General features: G+C 71.4%; 21 protein-coding genes. 14 read left to right on the top strand and 7 right to left on the bottom strand.

Features of this window, described 5'->3' with window-relative positions; all coding sequences use genetic code 11:
• Positions 1–32 precede the first annotated feature (32 nt).
• The 5 genes from ACIO3O_RS10225 to ACIO3O_RS10205 all read left to right on the top strand — a co-directional run bounded on the left by ACIO3O_RS10225 (position 33) and on the right by ACIO3O_RS10205 (position 4,629).
• The gene (locus ACIO3O_RS10225; protein WP_401744485.1) at positions 33–893 is read left to right on the top strand and encodes a dihydrodipicolinate synthase family protein; all 861 of its coding nucleotides are present in this window, start codon (positions 33–35) and stop codon (positions 891–893) included.
• A gap of 35 nt (positions 894–928) precedes the next feature.
• Positions 929–1,936 (top strand): proline racemase family protein, encoded by a 1,008-nt coding sequence (locus ACIO3O_RS10220; RefSeq protein WP_401744221.1) that lies wholly within the window; start codon positions 929–931, stop codon positions 1,934–1,936.
• A complete protein-coding gene (locus ACIO3O_RS10215; protein WP_401744219.1) occupies positions 1,933–3,327 on the top strand; it encodes an aldehyde dehydrogenase family protein in 1,395 nt (464 codons plus the stop codon). The genes ACIO3O_RS10220 and ACIO3O_RS10215 overlap by 4 nt, the downstream gene beginning before the upstream one ends.
• A 40-nt stretch (positions 3,328–3,367) precedes the next feature.
• A complete protein-coding gene (locus tag ACIO3O_RS10210; RefSeq protein WP_401744218.1) occupies positions 3,368–4,087 on the top strand; it encodes a GntR family transcriptional regulator in 720 nt (239 codons plus the stop codon).
• Between the two features lie 107 nt (positions 4,088–4,194).
• Entirely contained in the window at positions 4,195–4,629 is a 435-nt protein-coding gene (locus tag ACIO3O_RS10205) for a VOC family protein (RefSeq protein ID WP_401744217.1), read from the top strand.
• A gap of 565 nt (positions 4,630–5,194) precedes the next feature.
• On the opposite strand, the gene ACIO3O_RS10200 is transcribed toward ACIO3O_RS10205, so the two are convergent.
• Positions 5,195–6,583 carry an aminopeptidase P family protein gene (locus ACIO3O_RS10200; RefSeq protein ID WP_401744215.1) on the bottom strand — a complete coding sequence of 463 codons (1,389 nt, stop codon included), beginning with the start codon at positions 6,581–6,583 and terminating at the stop codon, positions 5,195–5,197.
• A gap of 163 nt (positions 6,584–6,746) precedes the next feature.
• Here ACIO3O_RS10200 and ACIO3O_RS10195 point away from each other — a divergent pair, with 163 nt between their 5' ends.
• Positions 6,747–9,104, top strand: a complete 2,358-nt coding sequence (locus ACIO3O_RS10195) for a collagenase (RefSeq protein WP_401744213.1) — start codon at positions 6,747–6,749, stop codon at positions 9,102–9,104.
• A gap of 125 nt (positions 9,105–9,229) precedes the next feature.
• Here ACIO3O_RS10195 and ACIO3O_RS10190 read toward each other — a convergent pair whose 3' ends face one another.
• Together ACIO3O_RS10190 and ACIO3O_RS10185 are read right to left on the bottom strand one after the other, a co-directional pair.
• Positions 9,230–11,293, bottom strand: coding sequence for a prolyl oligopeptidase family serine peptidase (locus tag ACIO3O_RS10190; protein ID WP_401744211.1), 2,064 nt, complete (start codon positions 11,291–11,293; stop codon positions 9,230–9,232).
• A gap of 308 nt (positions 11,294–11,601) precedes the next feature.
• A complete protein-coding gene (locus tag ACIO3O_RS10185) occupies positions 11,602–12,888 on the bottom strand; it encodes a DUF2993 domain-containing protein (RefSeq protein WP_401744209.1) in 1,287 nt (428 codons plus the stop codon).
• A gap of 176 nt (positions 12,889–13,064) precedes the next feature.
• Here ACIO3O_RS10185 and ACIO3O_RS10180 point away from each other — a divergent pair, with 176 nt between their 5' ends.
• Genes ACIO3O_RS10180 through ACIO3O_RS10165 form a run of 4 tightly spaced genes read left to right on the top strand, consistent with a single transcriptional unit; the run spans position 13,065 to position 16,094 of the window.
• On the top strand, positions 13,065–13,877 hold the full coding sequence (locus ACIO3O_RS10180) for an IclR family transcriptional regulator (RefSeq protein ID WP_401744207.1): 813 nt from the start codon (positions 13,065–13,067) through the stop codon (positions 13,875–13,877).
• Between the two features lie 47 nt (positions 13,878–13,924).
• Positions 13,925–14,992, top strand: a complete 1,068-nt coding sequence (locus ACIO3O_RS10175; protein WP_401744206.1) for a Rieske 2Fe-2S domain-containing protein — start codon at positions 13,925–13,927, stop codon at positions 14,990–14,992.
• Positions 14,989–15,147 carry a hypothetical protein gene (locus tag ACIO3O_RS10170; protein WP_401744204.1) on the top strand — a complete coding sequence of 53 codons (159 nt, stop codon included), beginning with the start codon at positions 14,989–14,991 and terminating at the stop codon, positions 15,145–15,147. The genes ACIO3O_RS10175 and ACIO3O_RS10170 overlap by 4 nt, the downstream gene beginning before the upstream one ends.
• Positions 15,144–16,094, top strand: a complete 951-nt coding sequence (locus ACIO3O_RS10165; protein ID WP_401744202.1) for a PDR/VanB family oxidoreductase — start codon at positions 15,144–15,146, stop codon at positions 16,092–16,094. Before ACIO3O_RS10170 ends, ACIO3O_RS10165 begins: the two co-directional genes overlap by 4 nt.
• 43 nt (positions 16,095–16,137) lie before the next feature.
• Here the strand turns inward: ACIO3O_RS10165 and ACIO3O_RS10160 are convergent, their stop codons facing one another.
• Positions 16,138–16,782 (bottom strand): MerR family transcriptional regulator, encoded by a 645-nt coding sequence (locus ACIO3O_RS10160; RefSeq protein ID WP_401744201.1) that lies wholly within the window; start codon positions 16,780–16,782, stop codon positions 16,138–16,140.
• A 124-nt stretch (positions 16,783–16,906) separates the two neighbouring features.
• Here ACIO3O_RS10160 and ACIO3O_RS10155 point away from each other — a divergent pair, with 124 nt between their 5' ends.
• The 3 genes from ACIO3O_RS10155 (at position 16,907) to ACIO3O_RS10145 (ending at position 18,578) form a co-directional block, all read left to right on the top strand.
• Positions 16,907–17,404, top strand: coding sequence for a DUF4188 domain-containing protein (locus ACIO3O_RS10155; protein ID WP_401744199.1), 498 nt, complete (start codon positions 16,907–16,909; stop codon positions 17,402–17,404).
• A gap of 75 nt (positions 17,405–17,479) precedes the next feature.
• Positions 17,480–18,022 (top strand): hypothetical protein, encoded by a 543-nt coding sequence (locus tag ACIO3O_RS10150; RefSeq protein ID WP_401744197.1) that lies wholly within the window; start codon positions 17,480–17,482, stop codon positions 18,020–18,022.
• A gap of 10 nt (positions 18,023–18,032) precedes the next feature.
• A complete protein-coding gene (locus ACIO3O_RS10145) occupies positions 18,033–18,578 on the top strand; it encodes a hypothetical protein (RefSeq protein ID WP_401744195.1) in 546 nt (181 codons plus the stop codon).
• Here ACIO3O_RS10145 and ACIO3O_RS10140 read toward each other — a convergent pair.
• The 3 genes from ACIO3O_RS10140 to ACIO3O_RS10130 all read right to left on the bottom strand — a co-directional run bounded on the left by ACIO3O_RS10140 (position 18,575) and on the right by ACIO3O_RS10130 (position 22,631).
• Positions 18,575–20,104 carry a helix-turn-helix domain-containing protein gene (locus ACIO3O_RS10140; protein WP_401744194.1) on the bottom strand — a complete coding sequence of 510 codons (1,530 nt, stop codon included), beginning with the start codon at positions 20,102–20,104 and terminating at the stop codon, positions 18,575–18,577. The genes ACIO3O_RS10145 and ACIO3O_RS10140 overlap by 4 nt on opposite strands.
• Positions 20,105–20,211: 107 nt before the next feature.
• Positions 20,212–21,600, bottom strand: a complete 1,389-nt coding sequence (locus tag ACIO3O_RS10135) for an FAD-binding oxidoreductase (RefSeq protein WP_401744192.1) — start codon at positions 21,598–21,600, stop codon at positions 20,212–20,214.
• Between the two features lie 98 nt (positions 21,601–21,698).
• Positions 21,699–22,631 (bottom strand): virginiamycin B lyase, encoded by a 933-nt coding sequence (locus tag ACIO3O_RS10130; protein ID WP_401744191.1) that lies wholly within the window; start codon positions 22,629–22,631, stop codon positions 21,699–21,701.
• Between the two features lie 122 nt (positions 22,632–22,753).
• Here ACIO3O_RS10130 and ACIO3O_RS10125 point away from each other — a divergent pair, with 122 nt between their 5' ends.
• Positions 22,754–23,251, top strand: coding sequence for a hypothetical protein (locus ACIO3O_RS10125; protein WP_401744190.1), 498 nt, complete (start codon positions 22,754–22,756; stop codon positions 23,249–23,251).
• Positions 23,252–23,377 lie beyond the last annotated feature (126 nt).

The raw sequence follows: 23,377 nt of genomic DNA, 5'->3' as shown, positions 1-23,377 counted from the left end.
CCACCCCCCGCCGCCACCCCTGGCGCGGCATCATGGTCGCCACCACGCTCCCCTTCCACGACGACCTCACCGTCGACTACGACACCTACGCCGCCCAGGTCGCCCGCCTCCTCGAAGCGGGCTGCGACGGCGTCGTGCCCAACGGCTCCCTCGGCGAGTACCAGACCCTCACCGACGAGGAGCGCGCCCGCGTCGTCGCCACCGCCGTCGAGGTCGCGGGCGGCGACCGCGTCATGCCCGGCGTCGCCGCGTACGGCAGCGCCGAGTCCCTGCGCTGGACCGAGCACGCCGCCGAACTGGGCTGCGGCTCCGTCCTCCTGCTGCCGCCCAACGCCTTCCGTGCGGAGGAGGGCGCGGTGCGCGCCCACTACGCCGAGGTCGCCCGCGCCGGGGTCCCCGTCGTCGCGTACAACAACCCGTACGACACCAAGGTCGACCTGACCCCGCAGCTCCTCGCCGACCTGCACGCCGACGGCAGCATCGTCGCCGTCAAGGAGTTCAGCGGCGACGTCCGCCGCGCCTACGAGATAGCCGAACTCGCCCCGGAACTCGACCTGTTGATCGGTGCGGACGACGTCCTGCTGGAGCTCGCGCTCGCCGGTGCCGTCGGCTGGATCGCCGGATACCCCAACGCCCTCCCCGACGCCTCGGTCGCCCTCTACCGGGCCGCCGTCGCCGGCGACCTGGAGGCCGCGCTGCCCCTCTACCGTGCGCTGCACCCGCTGCTGCGGCTGGACTCCAAGACCGAGTTCGTCCAGTCCATCAAGCTCTCCATGGACCTCGTGGGCGAGCGCGGCGGCCCCACCCGACCGCCGCGCTTCCCGCTCCCCGAGGAGCTGGCGTCCGTCGTGCGCGCCGTCACCGAGAAGCTGATCGCCGACGGACACCGCTGACCGAGCACCCCCAACCCGCCGCCACGGAGGCCCAGTTGCGCACCCGTCACGTCTTCCACGCCGTCGACTCCCACACCGAGGGGATGCCCACCCGCGTCATCACCGGCGGCGTCGGCACCATCCCCGGCGCCACCATGGCCGAGCGCCGCCTGCACTTCGCCGAGCACCGGGACGCCGTCCGCACGCTCCTGATGTACGAGCCGCGCGGCCACGCCTCCATGAGCGGCGCCATCCTCCAGCCGCCGACCCGCCCCGACGCGGACTACGGCGTTCTGTTCATCGAGGTCTCCGGCTACCTCCCGATGTGCGGCCACGGCACCATCGGCGTCGCCACCGTCCTCGTCGAGACCGGCATGGTCGAGGTCCAGGAACCCGTCACCACCGTCCGCCTCGACACCCCCGCCGGTCTCGTCTCCGTCGACGTCGCCGTCACGGACGGGGCCGCCACCGGGGTCACCCTCACCAACGTCCCCGCCTTCAGCGTCGCCCTCGACCGCAAGATCGACGTGCCCGAACTCGGCACGCTGACCTATGACCTGGCGTACGGAGGGAACTTCTACGCCTTCGTCCAGCTCGACGCGGTCGGCCTTCCCTTCGACCGCGCCCGCAAGGACGACATCCTCACCGCCGGGCTCGCCCTGATGGACGCCGTCAACGCCGACGCGGCGCACCGGCCCGTGCACCCCGAGGACGACCGCATCGCCGGCCTCAAGCACGTCTACTTCGCCGCCCCCGGCTCCGACGCCGTCCGCTCCCGGCACGCCATGGCCATCCACCCGGGCTGGTTCGACCGCTCGCCCTGCGGCACCGGCACCTCCGCCCGCATGGCCCAGCTGCACGCCCGCGGCGAACTCCCGATCGGCCGCGACTTCGTCAACGAGTCCTTCATCGGTACGGAGTTCACCGGCCGCCTCATCGAGGAGACCACCGTCGGCGGCCTCCCCGCGGTCGTGCCCACCGTCACCGGACGGGCCTGGATCACCGGCACCGCGCAGTACTTCCTCAACCCGACCGACCCGTTCCCCGGAGGGTTCCTCCTGTGACGAGCACACTCGTCTCCGCCCGCGTCGTCTCCCGCAACCCCGCGAACCCCGCCGACCACGTCGCCGACGTCCCCAGCACGGGTACCTGGCGCACCGTCGAGGCCACCGACCGGGCCCGCGACGCCCACCGCGCCTGGTACGCGTCCGGCGCCGCCGCCCGCTCGCAGGCGCTCACCGCCGCCGCACAGGCCGTCGAGCAGGCGGGCGCGGAACTGGCACTGCTTGCGGTACGAGAGGTGGGCAAGCCCCTCGCGGAGGCCCGCGCCGAGGTCGGGCGCACCGTCGCCATCCTGCGCTACTACGCCCAACTCCCGTACGACACCACCGGATCCGTCCACGAACCCGCCGCCGGACCCGGCCTGCTCCTCACCCGGCGCAGGCCCTACGGGGTGGCCGGGCTGATCACCCCGTGGAACTTCCCCTTCGCCATCCCCGTCTGGAAGGCGGCCCCCGCCCTCGCCGCCGGGAACGCGGTCGTCCTCAAGCCCGCCCCCGAAGCCACCGCCTGCGCTCTCCGCCTCACCGAACTCCTCCAACAGGCCCTCCCCGACGGCGTGTTCACGCTCGTCCCCGGCGGAGCGCCCGAGGGCAACGCCCTCACCTCCGCCGCCGACGTCGTCTCCTTCACCGGATCCACCGTCACCGGAGGCGCCGTCGTCCGCACCGCGACCGCGCGCGGCATCCCCGTCCAGGCCGAGATGGGCGGCCTCAACGCCGCACTCGTCCTCCCGGACGCCGACCCGCGCCGGGCCGCGGCCCACATCGCCGCCGCCGTCGCCGGATACGCGGGCCAGAAGTGCACCGCCACCAGCCGCGTCATCGCCGTGGGCGCCGCCCTCGGGCCCCTGCGGGAAGCCCTCGTGGACGCCCTGCGCGCGATCCCGGCCGCCGACCCGGCGGACCCGGGCACCGTGTGCGGCCCGGTGATCTCGGAGCGGGCGCGGCGCGCGGTGCTGGACGCCACCCGCGACGTGACCGTGCTGGCGGGAGGCAGGTCCGTACACGACGAGGGATGGTTCGTGGAGCCCACCCTCGTCGAGCAAGTACCCTCGGGCCACCCGCTGTTGAGGGAGGAGGTGTTCGGTCCCGTGGCCGCCCTGCTGCACGCCGAGGACCTCGGTCAGGCCGTACGGATGGCCAACGCCGTCCCGCACGGACTGGTCACCTCCGTGCACACCGCCGACCTCGACACCGCCCTGTACGGACTCGACGCGCTCGACACGGGCATGATCCGCATCAATGCGCCATCGACCGGTGTCGACTTCCACCTCCCCTTCGGCGGAACGAAGTCCTCCAGCCACGGCCCGCGTGAACAGGGCCGCAGCGCCCTGGACTTCTACACCTCGACGCGTACGTACTCGCTCCACCGGGCCACCGACAGCGCAACGTGACATTGTACGCTGGCAGTCCGCAGCAACACGGAGGGCCGCCATGGGTGAACTCAAGCAGCAGCGCCACCTGATCACCGCACAGGAACGACTTCGCGACCAGGTGGCGAACGCCCTGCGCGCGGCGCTCATCGCGGGCGAGCTCCGGCCCGGTTCCGTGTACTCGGCGCCGGGTCTCGCCGCCGACTTCGGCGTCTCGGCGACGCCGGTGCGCGAGGCGATGCTCGACCTGGCGCGCGAGGGCCTGGTGGAGCCTGTACGGAACAAGGGCTTCCGGATCACCGAGGTGAGCGAGCGCGACCTCGACCAGTACACCGAGATCCGCGCGCTCATCGAGGTGCCGGTGGTCGGCAAGGTCACCAGGACCGCCACCCGGGAGGAACTGGAGGCGCTGCGTCCGGTCGCCGAGGAGATCGTGGCCACGGCCCGCAAGCACGACCTGATCGGCTATCTGGAGGCGGACCGCCGCTTCCACCTGACCCTGCTGGGCCTCGCGGGCAACGAGAGGCTCGTGGAGACGGTGGGGGAGCTGCGCAAGCGCTCGCGCCTGTACGGACTGAACCGCCTCGACGAGCGCAACGAACTCCTGCCGTCGGCGGAGGAACACGTCGAACTCCTCGACCTGATGCTGACCGGCGACGCGGAGGCCGCGGAGGCGTGCATGGCGAGGCACCTGGGACACGTGAGGTCGCTGTGGGCGCAGGCCAGGGACGAACCGGTGGAGGCCCGGCAGCCGGCGGCCCGGAAGCTGGGTGCGCGATAGCGCTGTTCTTGTAGCGGCGGGCAGAGCGGCGTACCAGGATGGGACTCCCATCCTGGTACGCCGCTTTTCTACCGTCTGCGGCGTTCCGCCCAACGGAGGAGATTCCCGTGGAATGGACCCTCGAAGTCGTCATGGTTCCCGTCTCGGACGTCGACCGGGCGAAGGAGTTCTATGCGGAGAAGTGCGGATTCAAGGTCGACCTCGACATGCAGCTCAGTGAGACGGCACGGGTCGTGCAGCTGACGCCGACGGGGTCGCGATGTTCGATCGTGCTGACGGAGGGGATGACACCGCCGTCGGAGTGGGCCTCGACGGCGGAGCCCGGGTCGCTCCAGGGCATGCAGCTGTGCGTGGTGGACGTGGTGGCGGGGCGGGAGGAGCTGGCGGGGCGCGGGGTGGAGATCAGCCCGGTGATGCACCTGGGGGAGAAGGGGTGGGAGGAGGGGAAGGGGGACACGTGGAACTCCTGGGCCTACTTCCGGGACCCGGACGGGAACGGGTGGGTGGTCCAGGAGGCCCCGGCACCCTTGTCCGAACGCTAGGCCTCCGCTTCCTCCGTCCAGGCCCTCGCCCCGCTTCCCCGCACCGGGCTGCTCATCCGTGCCCCGTCAGGGGCGCGGGGAACTGCGCGATCAGCCACGACGCACCCGCAGGGGAACCCTGGGCAGCCGCGCGGCGAGCGCTTTAGGGAAAGGGGCGGGTCCGGGGCCTCTTCTGCCTGAGCGGCAGGGGTTGACGTGTCCGGTACGGGGGCGGGCCGGGCCTCTTTGGACGCGCGTCCGGTGCGGGGGCTGGGCCCAGGGGCGGCACCGGGCTGGGCCGGGAGCGGGAGGGGCCGCCCCCTTGCCCGCCCGTCCCGCCCCCGGGGGGCGGCCCCGCCGCCCAAGAGGGCTACGGGGGGAAGCGAGGGAGGGCGCCCAAGGGGGCTGGGGGGGAAGGGTGGCCCCGCCGCCCAAGGGGGCTGGGGGGAAGGGAGGGAAGGGTGGCCCCGCCGCCCAAGGGGGCGCTCAGGGGAAAGGGGGGCGGGGCCCAAGGGGGGTGCAGAGTGGGGTCCAAGGGGGCGATGGGGGAGCGGGTCCCTTGGGTGGGGGCCCGGGGTGGCCCCCCTCAGCCGAGGAGGTCGCCCATCCAGGATTCGACCGCATCCGCCTCCCGCGGCAACGCCGAAGACATCAGCCGCGCCCCCTCCGCCGTGATGACCAGGTCGTCCTCGATGCGGACCCCGATGCCCCGCAGCTCCGCCGGCAGTGTCTCGTCGTCCGGCTGGAGGTAGAGCCCGGGCTCGACGGTGAGCACCTGCCCCTCCTCCAGCACCCCGTCCAGATACTGCGTCGCCCTCGCGTGGGCGCAGTCGTGCACGTCCAGCCCCATCATGTGGCCCGAGCTGCACAGCGAGTACCTCCGGTGCAGCCCGCTGTCCGCCCGCAGCGACTCCTCCGGCGTCACCCGCAGCACGCCCCACTCGTGCAGCCCCTCCGCCAGCACCTGCGAGCACGCCCGGTGGAAGTCCCGGAAGCTGGCGCCCGGCTTCAGCGCCGCGATGCCCGCGCTCTGCGCGGCCAGCACCAGGTCGTACACCTGCCGCTGCACCGGCGAGAAGCGCCCTGACAGCGGCAGGGTGCGGGTGATGTCGGCCGTGTAGAGGCTGTCGGCCTCCACACCGGCGTCCAGCAGGAGGAGCTGGTCGCGGTCCAGGGGGCCGTCGTTGCGTATCCAGTGCAGGACGCAGGCGTGTGCGCCGGACGCGGCGATGGTGTCGTAGCCGGTTCCGTTGCCCTCCGCCCGGGCCCGGAGGTTGAAGACCCCCTCGATCCACCGTTCGCCGCGCGGATGCGCCAGTGCCGTCGGCAGTGACCGTACGACGTCCTCGAAACCGGCCACCGTGTGGTCGACCGCCAGCTGGATCTGGCCCACCTCCCACGCGTCCTTGACGAGCCTCAACTCGGCGAGCGCCGTGGTCAGTTCGGTGTCACTGCCCGCGATCCGCGCCTCCGCCCCAACCTTCAGCCCGTCCAGGTGCGCGCACCGGATGCCCGTCAGGTGCGCCGCCTCGTCCAGGTCGGGACGCCGCCCCACCCAGAACTCCCCGTACCGGCGGTCGCGGTAGAACTCGCCGCGCCCGTCCGCACGCGGCGAGCGCGGCCGTACGTACAGCACCGCCTCCCCGTCCGGCTGGATCACCAGCGCCTGGCCCGGCTGGTCCTCGGTCGTCAGCCCGGTCAGCCACACGTACGCGCTGTACGGCCGGAAGCGGTAGTCGCAGTCGTTCGACCGCACCTGCAACTCCCCGGCAGGAATGACGAGTTGCTCGCCGGGGAAGAGCGCGGCCAGTCGCGCCCGCCGCCCCGCGAAATGCTCGAAGCCCGGAACCCGCGCCGGAGAGGGCGGCGCAGAGGGCGCCCACCGCTCGCCCATGAAGGAATCCAGGGCGGGAGAAACCGGCAAATCATGGCTGACGGTGCGGAGTTGGGCGGTCCGCTGGGGGTGCGAGGTCACGTTTTCGCCTCCGGGGGCAGGAGAGTTGTCTGAAGTCTTGTCAGTGCAATTTCACATTACTATGTTACGGGTCACACCTCGGGGTGCGGAAGTCGACGGCGACCGTCGGACCGGCCCCTCAACTCCCCACACAGATCCGGAGATCCAGGTGTCACACCCGCGTATGCCGCGCAGGATCCTGCTGGCCGCCACCCTCGCCGCCACTCTCACGCTTCCGGTCCTCCAGTCCGCCCAGGCCGCGCCCCTTCCCCCCTCGGCAAGCACCTCCTCCGACACCGCCCGCCAGCCGCAGCCCCGTGCGGCCCAGCCCGGCGCCAACCCCTTCGACGAGGTCCAGCGCCTCGCCGCCGCACCGACGTCCACGAAGCCCGCCCCGGCACCCGCACCCCGCACGGTCACCAAGAACGGGCGCATACCCGGCGCCCAGACCAAGGCCGTCAAGGCCGGCGAGACGGCGCAGGCCACCGGGCAGAGACAGCTGAGAGCCGCCGTCGCCCCGTGCACCCTCGACGGCATCACCGGACTGAACCCCACTCAGTTCGCCGACTTCCTCGCCGACAAGGCGGTCACCGCCGACGGCTGTCTGCGCGACCTCATCTGGACCTGGGACGCACGGCTGATCCCCGTCATGTCCGACGCGCACGTCCAGGCCGTGTCCCGGCGCGCCGAATCCCTCGCCGCCGCCCACGACGGCAAGAACAACAGCAACCTGCTGGAGATGTTCACCTACCTCCACGCGGTGGCCTACCACGACTTCTCGCGCACCGAGATCGACATCACGGACGCCCCGACCGTCGACGCGATGCGCCGCGCGATCGCCGCGTACGGCACCGCAGCCCGCACCTTCGACGTCACCAGGGCCAACGCCGAGACCCTGCGCGAAGCGCTCATCGCAGGCAGCGCCCCCGGCCTGCGCCAGCATCAACTGGGCCTGATCCAGAAGGTGTTGGCGACCATGGATCCCGCCCACACCGCCACCCACAAGGACCGCGACTGGGCCGGTGCGGCCCTGTCCGCGCTCTCCCTCAACTACCTCGGCGTGTACTCCGGCAACCAGGACGCCGCCTTCCGCAGCGCGGTCGCCGCCGATGCCACGTACCGCAACGCCTTCAAGGCCTTCGCGGGCTACACCCACCTCAAGGGCAGCGAGAACGAGTGGGTCGTGCGCGACGCGCTCAGCGAGTACGGCCGCTTCGGTGAGATACCCGAGCTGAAGACCGCGATCGTCGCCGACCTCGGCACCCTCCTCGCCACCACCAAGCAGAACTTCGGCGAAGGCAGCCAGCCCTGGGCCAAGGTCGCCACCTGGCTCAACTACTTCGGCGCGTGTCAGCAGTACGGAGTCTGCAAGGCCGACATCGAGAAGAAGATCTTCCCGTACACCTACACCTACGACAACGGAGCCATCAAGGTCCGCACCGGCCTCGACCGTGCCACCGTCGACCAGCTCTACTACGCGTCCAAGCAGGTCAAGGCCCAGTTCCACCGGGTGATCGGCACCACCGAGCCGCTCGCGGGCGACACCAACACCACCCTCAACATCGTCCTGTACGGCTCGCGGGCCGACTACGAGAACTACCACCCGCTGCTCACCGGCATGGACACCAACAACGGCGGCATCTACATCGAGCGCGGCGCCACCTTCTACACCTACCAGCGCCGCGTCCCGCAGGACTCCTCGCTCACCCTAGAAGAGCTCTTCCGCCACGAGTACACGCACTACCTCAACGGCCGCTTCGCCGTGCCCGGTTCCTTCGGCGAGGGCCCCTGGTACCAGAACGACCGCACCACCGCCATGGACGAGGGCACCGGCGAGTTCTTCGACGGCGCCACCCGCGACAACGGCATCGCGGTGCGCCAGTCCCTCGTCGAGGACATCATCAACGACACCTCCGGCGGCGGACCGCGCATGACGGTCAACCAGCTCCTGCACGCCACCTACGACGGCGACGGCTTCCGCTTCTACTCGTACGCCGGAACCTTCTTCGAGTACCTGTGGCGCGACCACCCGGCCAAGCTCCAGGAGATGTACCGGTACCTGCGCGCCAACGACGTCGCCGCCTACGACGCCTGGCGCAACCAGCAGGGTGCGGACGCCAACCTCCAGCGCGGCTACGACGCCTTCCTCGACCAGCAGATCGCCATCGTCGACCAGCTCTTCGTGCCCAACACCCAGCACACACCGGTCGGTTCGCTGAAGTTCACGGCCGTCGCCGACGTGAAGGCGGCCTTCAAGACCGCCACCTACATGGACCCGACCGCCTGCAAGGACGACGGCGGCAAGGAGCTCGCCCGCTTCGTGTGCACCGGGCGGATCACCGCGAACCTCAGCAACTCCGGTGAGCCGAGCAAGGTGTTCAAGGACATGTCCGAGACCGTCGACTACTACCTGCTCGACCGCTCCAAGCCCGCCGCGAACAACTTCGCCGACATGAACTGCTCCTTCGGCAAGGTCGACGTCTGGACCGACGGCCGGGCCGGCACCGCGGACTACACGTGCGAGGGCCCGCTGCGCCGCTAGCACCCCCCGCACCTCCCCGGCACCACCCTGCACCCTTACTCGGGGCCCGGCCCGTTTCAGGTCGGGCCGGGCCCCCGGCATGCTCGCATCCGGCGGAGAAGCGAGGATCGGCGCACCCGCGCCGCCTACAACACCCGCTTCAGGAACGCGAGATCGTGCTCCATCAGCTGCTCCCGCACCCCGCCCGGCGTCATGTGCGAGACCCCCGGCAGCGTCAGCACCTCGTGCTCGCGGCCCGCCTCGGTGAGCGCCTCCGCGAGGCGGAACGTGTGCGTCGGGTGCACGTTGTCGTCGGCGAGCCCGTGCACCAGCAGCAGCGGACGGCTCAGCCCCGCGGCGTCACCGCGCAGCGAGTCCGCGTCGTACACCTCGGGGTTCTCCTCCGGCAGCCCCAAGTACCGCTCCGTGTACGCCGTGTCGTACTCCCGGAAGTCGGTGGGCGGCGCTCCCGCCACCGCCGCGTGGAACACGTCCGGCCGCCGCAGCACCGCTAGCGCCGCCAGGTACCCGCCGTACGACCACCCGCGCACCGCCACCCGGGTCAGGTCCAACTCCGGGTACAGCGAGCCGAGTTCGCGAAGGGCCGCCACCTGGTCGTCGAGCGTGATGCGGGAGAAGTCCCGGTACATGGCGTGCGCGAACGCGGGCGAGACGTTCGAGGTGCCCCGGTTGTCGACCGTCACCACGGCAAAGCCCTGGTCCGCCCACCACTGCCGGTGCTGCTGCCCCCGGGGATCGCTGGTCACGGCCTGCGCGCCCGGACCGCCGTACACATCCAGGAGTACGGGCAGCCGCTCCCCGGCGACATGCCCGCGCGGCAGCACCACCTGGGTCGGGAGGCGGTGCGCGGTGACCCGGGCGAAGCGCGGCGCGACCGCGTACGGCAACGGCTCGGCGAGGCTGCGCAGCTCCCGCTCCCGCCCGCCCGAGGTGCGTACCGTACGGCGGACCTGCTCACCCGGCACGGCCGACACGATCAGCAGCGCCCCCGCCGACACCACGACGGCGTGCACCCCGGACCCCTCGGTCAGCGCACGCACCGCGCCGCTCTCCGGGTCGACCACAGCGACGTGCTGATCGGCGGGCTCACCAAAAGCCGCCTCCACGACGAGTGAGCCCTCGAACTCGCCCGCGAAGGAACGTACGTTGAGGTCGGGACCGGTCAGGGGCTCTCCGTCCACGAGCAGGGTCTGTGCCCCGCCGTCCACCGTCTCGCCCGGCGTCAGAATCCGACCGTCCTTCAGCGCGGCCGGTGTGCCCGGGATTTGTTCCACCCACAGTGCGTGCGTCGTCCGCGACAGCACCCGGGTGATCCCGGACGCCGGGTCCGCCGCCAGCCACAGCAGCTCGCGCTGAAGCCGGTCCTGCACGGTCAGCCGGATCTCGGTGTCCGACTCCCACCCGGCGTCCGTGACGTACGGGTGCGCCGCCCGGTCCCACTCCAGGCGTACGGGGTGGCCCTCGCCCAGCGCCCACAGCTGCACGTCCGCGTTCGGGCCCCCGGCCTGCGGGTACGCGAACTCGCCGCCGTAGTCCCGGCGGGGCAGCGCCGACTCGTCCACCCGGGCGGCCAGCAGCGTCCGGCCGTCCGGCGCCCACCAGTGCCCGCGCGAGCGGCCCAGCTCCTCGGCCGCCGCGAACTCCGCGATGCCCCAGCGGGCGCCGTCCTCGGGGGAGACCTGCGCGGTGACGTCCCGGTCGCAGTCCACGACGTACAGCCGGTCCTCGCTGACGTACGCGATCCGTGAGCCGTCGGCGTTCGGGCGCGGGTCGAAGACCGGTCCGGGCGTGGGCAGTTCCTGGGGCTGCGGCTTGCCGTCCGGCGTCGTGGCGACGCGGAACAGGCGGCCGTACAGGGCGAAGACGGCGAAGCGGCCGTCCCCGGAGAGTGCGTACCCGCCGATCCCAGCCGCGACGAGCCGGATGCGCTCCCTCAACTGCCGCTCCACCAGCGGCGGTTCGCCGCCGCCGGGAGCCAGGGTGCGGCAGTCGGTGAGCTGCCGCTCCTCACCGGTGGCGGTGTCGAGGACCCACAGGTCGTCGTACGGGTCGGTGGGCCCGGCGGAGCGCAGGAAGAACAGCAGCGCCCCGCCGTCGGCGAAGGCGGCGGCGCGCGGGGCGCCGTAGGAGAAGCGGGCGGTGCGGGCGGAGAGGGCGAGGAAGGGGTCGCTCAGGGGTTCCAGGGGCATGGGGAGATCGTCTCCGGAGCGGGTGCGGAGGTCAAGGAGTGATATGTGAAATTGCACTGCGCGTCGGGTGGGTGGGCCGCTGGAAGAGGTCCGCTCGCCCCCGGAGCGCGCGAAGGCCCCGACCCGCCGGACCCTGCGAACGCCCCCCGGGGCGCGCGTACGGGGCCGGGCGCGCCGCCGCACCCGGCCCCGTACGCGCGCGGCCCGCCTGTGCCGACGACGATGACGGTGTGCTTGCGGCGGCCCGGCCCCGTACGCGCGCGGCCCGCCTCCTTGCCCGGCCGCGCCTGGCCCCGCACTCACGCGGCCTACTTGCCCGCCACGTCCCCGAACGTCAGCCCCGTCCCGTTCAGGTCCGCCCGGATGCCCTCCGGCTCCACCTTGACGTCCCGCAGCCGCAGCTCGCCCGGCGTCTTCGGCAGCCGGAAAGACATCGACAGCTTCTCCGACAGCTCCGGCGGACGCATCGCGAGCAGCGAGGCGATCATCTTCGGGTCGATCCCCACCTTCTTCAGCAGCCACGGGTGGTCGACCACGACATCGACCAGGTTGAGCTTCATCAACTGCTGTACGAACCGGGGCGAGCCGGTCAGCCGGTGCAGCTCCGCCTCGCTGTGCAGCGCCTTCTTCACCCACTCCTTCGGCACACCCAGCCGGTCCACCACCGCGGGCACCGCCAGCAGCGACTTGATCTTCGCGCCCTCCCGGGCGAGCCGCGCCGCCGCCTGCGGGTGCAGCCGCAGGCCCGAGGTGGCGCGGTCCTTGCCCGGGCGGTAGGTGACCAGGCCGGGGATGTCGACCCGCATGTTGCTGATGGTGGTCGACACCGCCTGGTCGCCGTCGCGCTTGATGTGCGCCTCCGCGCCGAGCAGCACCTTCGTCCCGGCGACGGGGATCTCGCCGCTGACCTTGATGCGGTTCTCGCCGTCCTTCTTGAACTTGGCCTGGGAGGAGCCGAGTTCACGGTTGAGGTCGTCGAAGGAGAGCAGGACGTCGCCGTCCACGCTGCCGATGACCGCGCCCTGGATGGAGGTGGGCAGCGAGCCCACGATGCTGACGTCGTGCGCGGTGGCCCGCACCTCGGCGATCGACACCCGGTCGGCGGCGACGTCCGGGACCGCCACGTCGACCCGCTCCAGCCGCTTGTCGAAGACCTGCGTCAGGAACGGGAAGCCGTGGATGTCGACCTCGGGACGCGTCGCCAGATGCATCGTGTCCTTGAGCTTCTCCTCCGCCTTGTCCTGTGCGTACATCACCGCGAACCGGTCGCCGAGCAGCAGGAACGCGCAGACGACCACCAGCGTCACGGCCACCTTGAACACCACGGGTATCGCGCCGAAACGGCTGCGGCCCCGGTGGTTCGGCGGCTGCCACGCGTCGTCGTCCTCGTCGTCGTCCGACTTCAGGCCGAGGCCGAGCAGCCGCTCGTCGGGCTCGTAGGCGGCGTAGTCCGGCTCGGGGGGAGCGAGGCGGGCCAGCTCCTCGTAAGGGTTGCGCGGGCGGTTGCCGGTGGGGGAGCCGGTGCCGGAGCGGTCGTCGTGGGGGAGGCCGGTCCAGGTGCCGTCGTCGTGGGGTCGGTCGGGGTGAGCGGTCATGCGTGTGGGGGGTCGCATGTGATCATCCCACCATGCGAACCACCCTCGAACGCAAGCTCGATGACCGTCTCCGGGCGGTTTGGGGCGGATTGCCGCCGGGCCTCAGGCGTGCCTCCGTGTCACGCCGAACCCTCCGCAGAAGCCCTGCCCGGCACCCCCGGTGATCAGATGATCCCGTGACCGCCAAACCCCCGCCCCGCGACGCCCCCGCCCGCCTCCTCGCCGTCCTCGCCGCGTTCGACCACGCGCACCCGGCCCTCACCCTGACCGACATCAGCAAGCGGGCCGCCCTCACGCTCACCACCGCGCACCGCCTCGTCGGCGCGCTCACCGCGTGGGGCGCGCTGGAGCGGGACCCGGCCGGGACGTACCACATCGGGCTCCGCCTCTGGGAGACCGCGGCCCTCGCCCCGCGCGGCCTCGGCCTGCGCCAGGTCGCGCTGCCCTTCCTGGAGGACCTGTACGAGGCGACCCACGAGAACGTGCAGTTCGCGGTCCGCGACGGCACGGACGTCGTCTACATCGAGTGGCTGTCCGGCCGCTCCGCGGTAGGGGTACGCACCCGGGTCGGCGCCCGCTGGCCGCTGCACGCCACCGGGGTCGGCCTGGCCCTGCTCGCGCACGGCGACACCGCGCTCCAGGAGACGTACGCGACCCGCCCGCTGGCCGCGTTCACCCCGTACACCATCACCGACCCGGCCCGCCTGCGCCGCGTGCTCGCCGAAGTCCGGGGCACCGGCTGTGCGGTGAGCAGTCGTCAGGTCACGGACGACGCCCTCTCCGTGGCCTCCGCCGTGCGCGGTCCGGACGGCGCGGTCGTCGCCGCCGTCTCCGTCGTCGTGCCCGAACAGGGCGCGCAGGTACCGGCGTTGATACCCGCCGTACGCCTCGCCGCGCGCGGCATCTCCCGGGCGCTGGGCTGGCAGCCGGAACGGGTCCCGCATGAACAGCCCGAGCCGCAACCGTACGCAGATGACGCTTCCGCCTGACGGAATTCGCCTTGCCCGAACGTGGCCCGCGTCACGAACGTAAGCGCATGACCTCCGCCAGCACCCCCTTCGCCCGCAACCAGTGGTACGTCGCCGCCCACGCCCACGAGGTCGGCCGCGAACTCCTCGGCCGCACCATCCTCGGTGAGCCCGTCGTGCTCTACCGCACCGAGGACGACAACACCCCCGTCGCCCTCGCCGACCACTGCGTGCACCGGCGCTTCCCGCTCTCCGAAAGCCGTCTCGACGGCGACCGCATCGTCTGCGGCTACCACGGCTTCACGTACGACACCACCGGCACCTGTGTCTCCGTGCCCGGGCAGAAGCGCGTGCCGCGCACCGCCCGTGTCGCCTCCTACCCCCTCGTCGAGCAGGACGCCGTGATCTGGATCTGGATCGGCGCGAGCGAACTCGCCGACTCCGGCGCCATCCCGCGCGCCCGCCACCTCGCCGACCCCGCCTGGACGACCGTCACCGGCATGGAGCCCATCGACGGCGACTACGGCCTCCTGGTCGACAACCTCATGGACCTCTCCCACGAGACCTACCTGCACGGCGGCTACATCGGCACCCCCGAGGTCGCCGAGACCCCCATCACCACCGAGGTGGACGAGGACGCGGGCATCGTGCGTGTCAGCCGCCACATGGACGACGCCGAGTGCCCGCCCTTCTACGCCCGCTCCACCGGCATCGAGGGCCGCATCACCCGCTGGCAGGACATCGAGTACACCGCCCCCTGCCTCTACCTCCTGCACAGCCGCATCGCCCCGGTCGGCGCCCTCCCCGAGCCGGACGGCACCGACCCGCACGCCTTCCACACCGAGATCACGTACGCCATCACCCCGTCCAGCGAGGGCAAGGTGTACGACTTCTGGGCGGTCAGCCGCGACTTCGCCACCGGCGACCCCGAAGTGACCGCGTTCCTGCGGGACTTCAACCACGAGGTCGTCATGCAGGACGTCAACGCCCTCAACCTCCTCCAGCGCACCCTGGCCACCGAGCCCGCCGGACACCAGGAGCTCAGCATCAATATCGACACCGGCGCGCTCGCCGCCCGCCGCATCCTGGCCCGTCTCGCCGAAGAGGGTGCGAAGCCGGTGGAGACGGTGCGATGACCGGCAGCGATACGCCGGGCAAGGTGTACCGCATCCACTGGCTCCCCGGCACCGACCGGCTGCACGGCACCTGCCACTGCGGCGCCGAGCACACCGCCCAGGACCCCGTCGAGATGTGGGACTGGATGCTGTCCCACCCCGAAGGACACCAATGACGACGTACGACCTGGAACTCGCCGTGGAGAGAGCCGAGTTGATCGCGGCCGGCGTCCGGGAGCTGACCCTCCGCACCCCGGACGGCACCGACCTCCCCGCGTGGGAGCCCGGCGCCCACATCGACCTCGTCCTCACCCCGGACCTGACCCGCACCTACTCCCTGTGCGGCGACCCCGCCGACCGCAGTGCCTGGCGTATCGCCGTCCTCAACGAGCCGTCGGGGCGCGGTGGTTCGGTGTACGTCCACCACGAACTGGCCCCCGGCGCAAAGGTCACCGTCCGCGGCCCCCGCAACCACTTCCCCCTCCACCCCGCACCCCGCTACCGCTTCGTCGCCGGGGGCATCGGCATCACCCCGCTGCTCCCGATGCTCGCGGCGGCGGAGGCCTCCGGTGCCCCATGGACGCTCCTCTACGGAGGCCGCACCCGCCCATCCATGGCGTACGTCGACGAGTTGACGGCGCACTACGGCCCCGACCGCGTCCGCATCGCCCCGCACGACGAGACCGGCCTGCTCGACCTGCCCGCCGCCCTCGCCGACCCCGACCCGGACACCCGCGTCTACTGCTGCGGCCCGGCCCCCCTCCTGGACGCGATCGCCGCCCACCACGCCGCGACCTGGCCGCCCGGAACCCTCCACCTGGAACGCTTCCAGCCCGTAGAGACGGAAATCGCTGCCGAGTCCTTCGAGGTGGAACTCGCTCGCTCAGCAAGGACGTTGACGGTCGCCCCCGACACCACCGTCCTCCAGGCCGTCCGCTCGGCGGGCGTCGACGTCCTCTACTCCTGCACCGAGGGCACCTGCGGCACCTGCGAGACCGACGTGCTCGACGGCGTCCCCGACCACCGCGACACGGTCCTCACCGACGCCGAACGCGCCACCAACGAGACCATGATGATCTGCGTCTCCCGCTGCAAGGGGCCCCGGCTCGTCCTCGACCTGTAGGCCCGGACGTCCGTGGCCGGGCACTGCCGGGTACTGCCGGGGCCTACAGCCCGTACCTCCGCGCCGACTCCTCCTCCTGCGCCAGCCGGTGCAGCGCCTCCAACACCGGCCGGAACAGTATCGCCGCCGCGACCGCGGTCTCGACTTTCTCCTCCTCCGAGGGGTGCGTCTCCACGAAGTCGAGATCGCGGATCGCCGCCTGATGCATCAACTCGGCGTACGGAGCCATGAGTTCGGAGTCCCACGGGTACCCGAGCCGTCTGAGCGTCGCCACGGCCACCACCAGCGAACGGTGCGCGGGCGACACCTCGCCCAGCTCCCGCGCCGTCCCCCAGCCCAGCTTCTCCAGCAGCCGGTCCACCTCGACCCGCGCCGCCGCCGTGGCCTCGTCCTTCGTGTCGTCCGGGTCCGCCCCGTGCGGCAACTCCCAGAGCGCCGCGCCCATCCGGATCGTCCGGCCGAGCGAGGCGTCGTCCACGTGCCCCAGCACCTTGCGCGCCGTCGCCACCGGCAGCCCGCCCACCTGGAGCAGGGCCCGTATCAGGCGCAGCCGCCGCACATGGCTCTCGTCGTAGTCCGCCGTGGTCGCGGTGACCCGGTTGCCCGGCGCCAACAGCCCTTGCCGCAGGTAGTACTTGATTGTCGCGAGGGAGACCCCGCTCCGCTCGCTCAACTCGGCCAGCCGCATCCCTTGTACCTCTCCTTGGGGAGTGCCACTATCCAACCATGCGGCGCTTGGATAGTCGTGTTATCCAACCGACCGGACCGATGGACCGAGCTGAGGGGTGGGCGAGATGTCCGGCAAGGTGCACATGGGGAACACCACCGCGGCCCAGGAGGGCGACGCAGTGGTCCTGCTGATCGGCATGCGGATCAACCACTTCTGGGCGGTGCACCACTGGCTGCCGGTGATGCTGTCGATGTTCCGGATGCTGAGCGAACTGAAGAAGGACCGCAGCCGGGGCCTGCTCGGGCACGTCCTGCTCACCGGGTCCCCGCGCTCGTACTACGTCGTCCAGTACTGGAAGACCAAGGAGCAGCTCTACGCCTACGCGGCCTCGCCGCAGATGTTCCACCACCGGGTCTGGAAGTACATCAACCGCAGGCAGCGCGAGGGGAAGGTGCCCGGTCACGTCGGCCTGTGGCACGAGTCGTACGTCTCGCCGGAGGGCTCGTACGAGTCCATCTACGCGTACATGCCGCCGTACGGCCTCTCCGCCGCGACCGGCGCGATCCCGGTGGAGCGGCGGGGCCGCACCGCGAAGGAGCGCTTCGCCCGCCGCAGCACCCCGAGGGCGGAGGCATCGTAAGGGCTGCTCATGGGGCGGAAGTTGCCGGGTACGCGCAGATCCTCGACGGGTGTGAGGAACTGAAGGAGATCCGGGATGCGCAGAGCCATGGAGTGGCTGGACAACCATCTGTGGGCGTACGCGGTGGTGCTCTGGGTGATCGGCACGGGCATCGTGATGCTCATCAGCCCCGAACGGTCCCTGCTGAGCGCCGCCCTGCGAGCGGTCGGCATGACGGCGGTCGGGGTGGGCATGCTGGCCTACCGGCGGCGGCAGGACAGCCGGGCGATCGGCTCGGGCGAGGGCCAACTGGTCTCGCTGGACCGGCAGTTGCAGCGCGGCCAGGTGCCCGAGGGCGAGGCCGGGCGCGAGGGGATGCGGCGGCTCGTGGCCAAGCGCCGGCACACCCGGCGGCACCTGACGTGGCTGCTGCCGCTGTGGTGCCTCATGGTGTGCGGGGTCGGCGTGCTCGCCCTCGTGACGTCGTCCGGCCTGCGCGCCTGGGGTCCGGCCGTGGGCTGCTTCGTCTTCGCGGCCTGGTTCGTCTGGATGAGCCGACGCCTCGGGCGCCGGCTGACCGCCATGGAGAAGGCGCTGGGCGCAGCCCCGGTCGAGTCCGAGAAAGTCCACAGTTCCTGAGGAGTCGGACATGTCTCCTGTGCGTCGTGCTCTCATCTGGCTGAAGGACCACCCCTGGGTGCCCCTGGCCCTCGTGTGGTGCGTCGTCCTGTTCGTGCTCATCGCGATCGACCTGAAGCCCGACTGGCTCAGGGTCGGCATCATGGGAGGGCTCTCCGGGGGCTTCGGCGTGGTGGCCGTGCAGCGCGCGACCCGTGCCGACAGCCGGACCGCCGGAGTCCCGTCCTCCCAACTGGCACGCATGGAAGGCCAGTTGAAGGAAGGGCGGGTCCCCGAGGGGGACGAGGAGCGCGAAGCGATGCGCGTCCTGGTCACCCGTCGGAGCGCCCGCCTGCAACGCCGCTACCGCGTCCTGCCCGTCTACGCCCTGGTCTGCGTCGGGTTCTGCGTACTGGCGTACCTGTCCTACGGCGCGCTGATCACGCTGGCCGTGGCCGCCCTCGTCCTGGCCCTCTTCGCGATCGAACTCCGGGAACTCCGGCAGGCCCGCCGGTGCCTGGACCGCATGCACCTGGCGCTGAGCGAACCCGCCGGAACCCCCTCGGACCCCGCCTAGATGTCCCGGAAGATCTCGATCTGCGCGCCCACCGAGTTCAGCCGCTCCGCCAGGTCCTCGTAGCCCCGGTTGATCACGTACACATTGCGCAGTACGGACGTGCCCTCGGCCGCCATCATGGCGAGCAGGACGACGACCGCCGGGCGCAGTGCGGGCGGGCACATCATCTCGGCGGCGCGCCAGCGGGTCGGGCCCTCGACCAACACCCGGTGCGGGTCCAGGAGTTGGAGGCGGCCGCCGAGGCGGTTGAGGTCCGTGAGGTAGATCGCGCGGTTGTCGTAGACCCAGTCGTGGATGAGGGTCTGGCCCTGGGCCGTGGCCGCGATGGCCGCGAAGAAGGGCACGTTGTCGATGTTGAGGCCTGGGAAGGGCATCGGGTGGATCTTGTCGATCGGCGCTTCGAGCTTGGAGGGGCGGACCGTCAGGTCGACCAGCCGGGTGCGGCCGTTGTCCGCGCTGTACTCGGCGGAGCGGTCGTGGTCGAGGCCCATCTCCTCCAGGACCGCCAGTTCGATCTCCAGGAACTCGATCGGCACCCGGCGGATCGTCAGCTCCGACTCCGTGACGACGGCGGCGGCCAGCAGGCTCATCGCCTCGACCGGGTCCTCGGAGGGGGAGTAGTCGACGTCCACGTCGATGTCCGGCACGCCGTGCACGGTCAGCGTGGTCGTGCCGACGCCCTCGACCTTGACGCCCAGTGCCTCCAGGAAGAAGCACAGGTCCTGGACCATGTAGTTCGAGGATGCGTTGCGGATGACGGTCGTGCCGTCGTGGCGGGCGGCGGCCAGCAGGGCGTTCTCGGTCACCGTGTCGCCGCGCTCGGTCAGGACGATCGGACGGTCGGGACCGGCCGACTTCTCGACCTCGGCGTGGTAGATGCCCTCGGTGGCCGTGATGTCCAGGCCGAACCGGCGCAGCGCGATCATGTGCGGCTCGATCGTGCGCGTACCGAGGTCGCAGCCACCGGCGTAGGGCAGCTTGAAGCGGTCCATGCGGTGCAGCAGCGGACCGAGGAACATGATGATCGAGCGGGTGCGGCGGGCCGCGTCCGCGTCGATGGCCGCCATGTCCAGCTCGGCCGGCGGGACGATCTCCAGGTCCTTGCCGTCGTTGATCCAGCGGGTGCGCACGCCGATGGAACTCAGTACCTCCAGAAGGCGGAACACCTCCTCGATCCTGGCGACCTTGCGCAGGACCGTGCGGCCCTTGTTCAGGAGCGAGCCGCACAGCAGCGCCACGCACGCGTTCTTGCTGGTCTTGACGTCGATCGCGCCGGAGAGGCGACGACCCCCCACCACTCGAAGATGCATCGGACCCGAGTACCCCAGCGACACGATCTCACTGTCGAGGGCTTCACCGATTCGGGCGATCATCTCAAGGCTGATGTTTTGATTGCCGCGCTCGATCCGGTTCACCGCGCTCTGGCTGGTGCCGAGTGCGTCCGCGAGTTGCGTCTGTGTCCAGCCACGGTGCTGACGCGCGTCACGGATGAGCTTGCCGATGCGTACGAGGTAGTCGTCTGCCATGAGCGGAAGGCTATCTCAGATATGAGATGACAACTCACTCGACTGGTCCAGAGGGGTGACGGACCTGTCGATCCGTCAGGTCCGTCACCCGCCCGTCCCGCGTTGCCTCAGTCGGTCACCGGGATGATGTTGCGGTTGTGCCGGAAGAGGTTCTGGGGGTCCAGGAGGCCCTTCAGCCGAGCGAGCCGGTCGTAGTCCGCAGCCTCATAGCCGCTCCTGGTCTGCGCCTCCGTGGCCCGCTCGCCGTCCGCGAACGTGAACGGCAGTGCGGACCCGAGCACCCGTGCGCCGAGCGTGGTGTGCACGCCGTCCTGTACGGAACGGGCGACGGCCAGGGATTCGTTCCCCTCGATCGGTGTGATGAGCTGCACAAGGTACTGGGCGTCCCGGTGCCCGAGCGCGCTCCCGCCGTCCTTCGGTGTCCGCGCCAGCGCACCCCCGAGGTGGCGCACGTTGAGCACGCACATGATGTCCGCGTCCGGTCCGCCCGCCTTCAGGACGGTGGCCAGCGCGTCCTCGTCGATACCGCTGAGCAGCACGTTCGTCGAGGTGTATGCGTGCGGGAAGGGCGGGTCGCTGTAGATCTGCGCGCTGTCCGTGTAGGGCATCTCACGGACGCCGTCCGTCAGGGGCGTCGCGACCGCGCGCAGCGGTGCCACCAGTCGCTCGCCCTCCTTGGCCGGCCCGTTGAAGGCGACCGAAACCGTGGCCACGTACCGCCCGCGCAGTGCCTCGGGGAGCACCGGAATGTCCGGGTACACGACGAAGCCGATCCCCGAGGACACCGTCTCCGGAACCGTCTTCGTCCACGCGGCCCAGGTCCGCATCAGCTCCTCGGTGTGCTTCCCGTCGAAGACAAGCTGGCCGCCGTAGACCCGCTCCACCGGTACGAGGTCGATCTCGATCGCGGTCACCACGCCGAAGTTGTGCCCCGCACCGCGCAACGCCCAGAACAGTTCGGGGTCGCTGTCGGCGTCCGCCGTCCTCAACTCCCCGTCGGCGGTGACGATTTCGGCGGCCCTCAGATGGTCGGCCGCGTACCCGAACTCCCGGGCCAGGACCCCGATGCCGCCGCCAAGGGTGTACGACACCGCGCCGACCCCCGGGAAGGACCCGCTGAGCGGCGCGAGCCCGAACCGGGCCGCCTCCTCGATCACCCGCCCCCACTGCGTGCCCGCCTCGATCCACGCGGTGCGCGCCTCGACGTCGATCCGCACTCCGTCCAGCTCGCGGGTGCTGATCACGACCCCGCCCTCGTTCGCGACGGAAAGCCCGTGCCCGGTGGCCTGCACGGCGACGCTCAGGTGGTGCTCGCGGGCGTACGACACGGCGGTCCGTACGTCCTCTGCGCTGCGGGCGGCGACGACCACGGAGGGCCGGTGCGCGTACGCGGTGTTGAATCCGGCGAGCTCCGTGTCGTACCCCTCGTCCCCGGGGACGTACGTACGGCCCTCGACCGCCGGGAAGTCCTTGATGCCCACTGTGCTGCTCCTCAACTCGGTACCGTCGGTGCGGCGTTGTGCTGCCGAGAAGGAGAATGCCCCGGATACATGACAGGTGCCGTCATGTATCCGGGGCGAGTCGCCGTGCCGTGTCAGCGGGCCTCGATGCGCCCCAGCGCCCCCGACTCCAGCGCCGTCCACAGCACCCCGTCCGGGCCGAGCGCGATGCCGTGCGGCTCCGAGGAGCCCGAGGGGATCTCGTACGAGTCGATCCGCGAGCCGTCCACCGTGATCCGCCCGATCCGGTTCGCCCCCCACTCGGTGAACCACATCGCCCCGTCCGCCCCCGCGACCAGCGCGTGCGGGCGCGCGGCGCGGTCGGGGAGCGGGAACTCCGTGACCGTGCCGTCGGCGTCGATGCGCCCCACCTGACCGGCCATGATCTCCACGAACCACATCGCCCCGTCGGGCCCGGCCGCGAGACCGACAGGACCGGCGGCCTCGGTGGGCAGCGGATACACCCGCATCTCCCCGGAGCCGGAGCCGGCCTCGATCGAGGCGATCGCGTTGCCCTGGTTGAGCGTGAACCACAGCCGCCGCCCGTCCGGCCCCGCCGCGATCGCCGAAGGGAAACCGCCCGCGACGGGCACCGTGAACTCGGTCACCTCGCCCTCCGGGGTGATCCGGCAGATCCGGTCGGTGTTCATCTCGGTGAACCACACCGCGCCGTCGGGACCCGCCGCGATGCCGTACGGTCCCGCGCCCGGCCGCTCGTACGAGGTGACGGCGCCGTCGACGGTGATCCGGCTGATCCGGTGGCCCTGGTACTCGGTGAACCACAGCGCACCGTCCGGACCGGGGGTGATGACGGTGGGACCGCCGTCCCCGTCCGCCAGCGCGTACGAGGTGATCCCCCCGTCGGCACCGAGCCGCGCGACCGCGCCCTCGTGCACCTTGGTGAACCAGATGGCACCGTCGGGGCCCGCCGTGACCCCGTACGGGCCGGCCTTCTCGTCGGACACGGGGACGGCGGTGATGGAAACGTGCGGCACGGGCAACTCTCCTCGACCACGGAATACGGGCATGCGGAAGCCGCCTCTCCGCGCCGCGACCGACGGGAGGGGGCTGGCCTGTCTCAACGAAGTTAGTCGTAGAGGTGTTGCTTGACATGGGCGGACTAGGTTGAGTGAGACGTCACGCTGGAGGTGTGGCTGAGGACCGGAACGCCGAGCTTGCCGCTCTCGCCCGCCAGGCCGTGGCAGCCGCGGGCGGCCTGCGGCTGCTGGTCGAGCGGATGGGCGATCTCGGCCGGCGGATGCAGGACTACCGCGACGAGGACCTGCTGAACGTCCCCTCCGCCCTGCGCGGCACCGCGATCCTGATCGCCCTCGACACCGAGGACATGGACCTGCACGAGGAAGTCACCGGGCGCCGGGTGCACGAGGTGCACGAGGTGCACGATGTCGCCGAGTGGCTCCGAGAGCACGGCGAAGGCGACGGCCGGCCATTACCCTGCCGACCCGGGCCGGTTGTCCCGGCCGCCGGGGATGACCCGCAGGACGGGGCCGGCGGGGGCGAACTCGCCGAGGTCGAGAGCGGCGTCGCGTCCGCCCGCGCGGGACGCCGGGCGCCGCCCCCACCCCGGGCGGCAGCGGCGCGCGGTCCTGGGACACCCTTCCGTCCCAGCTGTGATTCACGTCACTGACGGCGGTTCGGTGCAGCACCCGGCCCCGTTCCGCCGTCATGGGGGCAGTGATCGGGACGGGACGAGGAGAGGAGGTCGGCGGGTGAGGTTTCGCAGGAGCGGTCCGGGCATCGGATTCACGGAGTT

The organism is Streptomyces sp. NPDC087440, from assembly GCF_044744005.1.
Taxonomy (GTDB): domain Bacteria; phylum Actinomycetota; class Actinomycetes; order Streptomycetales; family Streptomycetaceae; genus Streptomyces.
The sequence above is the reverse complement of the archived record's forward strand: the minus strand, read 5'-3'. Positions and strand labels throughout refer to the sequence as shown.

Bases quoted from the DNA above. Each gene is read 5' to 3' on its own strand.
- ACIO3O_RS10225 (WP_401744485.1), top strand. From the start codon at position 33: ATGGTCGCCACCACGCTCCCCTTCCACGACGACCTCACCGTCGACTAC.
- ACIO3O_RS10210 (WP_401744218.1), top strand. From the start codon at position 3,368: ATGGGTGAACTCAAGCAGCAGCGCCACCTGATCACCGCACAGGAACGA.
- ACIO3O_RS10195 (WP_401744213.1), top strand. From the start codon at position 6,747: ATGCCGCGCAGGATCCTGCTGGCCGCCACCCTCGCCGCCACTCTCACG.
- ACIO3O_RS10190 (WP_401744211.1), bottom strand. From the start codon at position 11,293: ATGCCCCTGGAACCCCTGAGCGACCCCTTCCTCGCCCTCTCCGCCCGC.
- ACIO3O_RS10185 (WP_401744209.1), bottom strand. From the start codon at position 12,888: ATGACCGCTCACCCCGACCGACCCCACGACGACGGCACCTGGACCGGC.
- ACIO3O_RS10175 (WP_401744206.1), top strand. From the start codon at position 13,925: ATGACCTCCGCCAGCACCCCCTTCGCCCGCAACCAGTGGTACGTCGCC.
- ACIO3O_RS10170 (WP_401744204.1), top strand. From the start codon at position 14,989: ATGACCGGCAGCGATACGCCGGGCAAGGTGTACCGCATCCACTGGCTC.
- ACIO3O_RS10165 (WP_401744202.1), top strand. From the start codon at position 15,144: ATGACGACGTACGACCTGGAACTCGCCGTGGAGAGAGCCGAGTTGATC.
- ACIO3O_RS10160 (WP_401744201.1), bottom strand. From the start codon at position 16,782: ATGCGGCTGGCCGAGTTGAGCGAGCGGAGCGGGGTCTCCCTCGCGACA.
- ACIO3O_RS10155 (WP_401744199.1), top strand. From the start codon at position 16,907: ATGGGGAACACCACCGCGGCCCAGGAGGGCGACGCAGTGGTCCTGCTG.
- ACIO3O_RS10150 (WP_401744197.1), top strand. From the start codon at position 17,480: ATGCGCAGAGCCATGGAGTGGCTGGACAACCATCTGTGGGCGTACGCG.
- ACIO3O_RS10145 (WP_401744195.1), top strand. From the start codon at position 18,033: ATGTCTCCTGTGCGTCGTGCTCTCATCTGGCTGAAGGACCACCCCTGG.
- ACIO3O_RS10140 (WP_401744194.1), bottom strand. From the start codon at position 20,104: ATGGCAGACGACTACCTCGTACGCATCGGCAAGCTCATCCGTGACGCG.
- ACIO3O_RS10130 (WP_401744191.1), bottom strand. From the start codon at position 22,631: ATGCCCGTATTCCGTGGTCGAGGAGAGTTGCCCGTGCCGCACGTTTCC.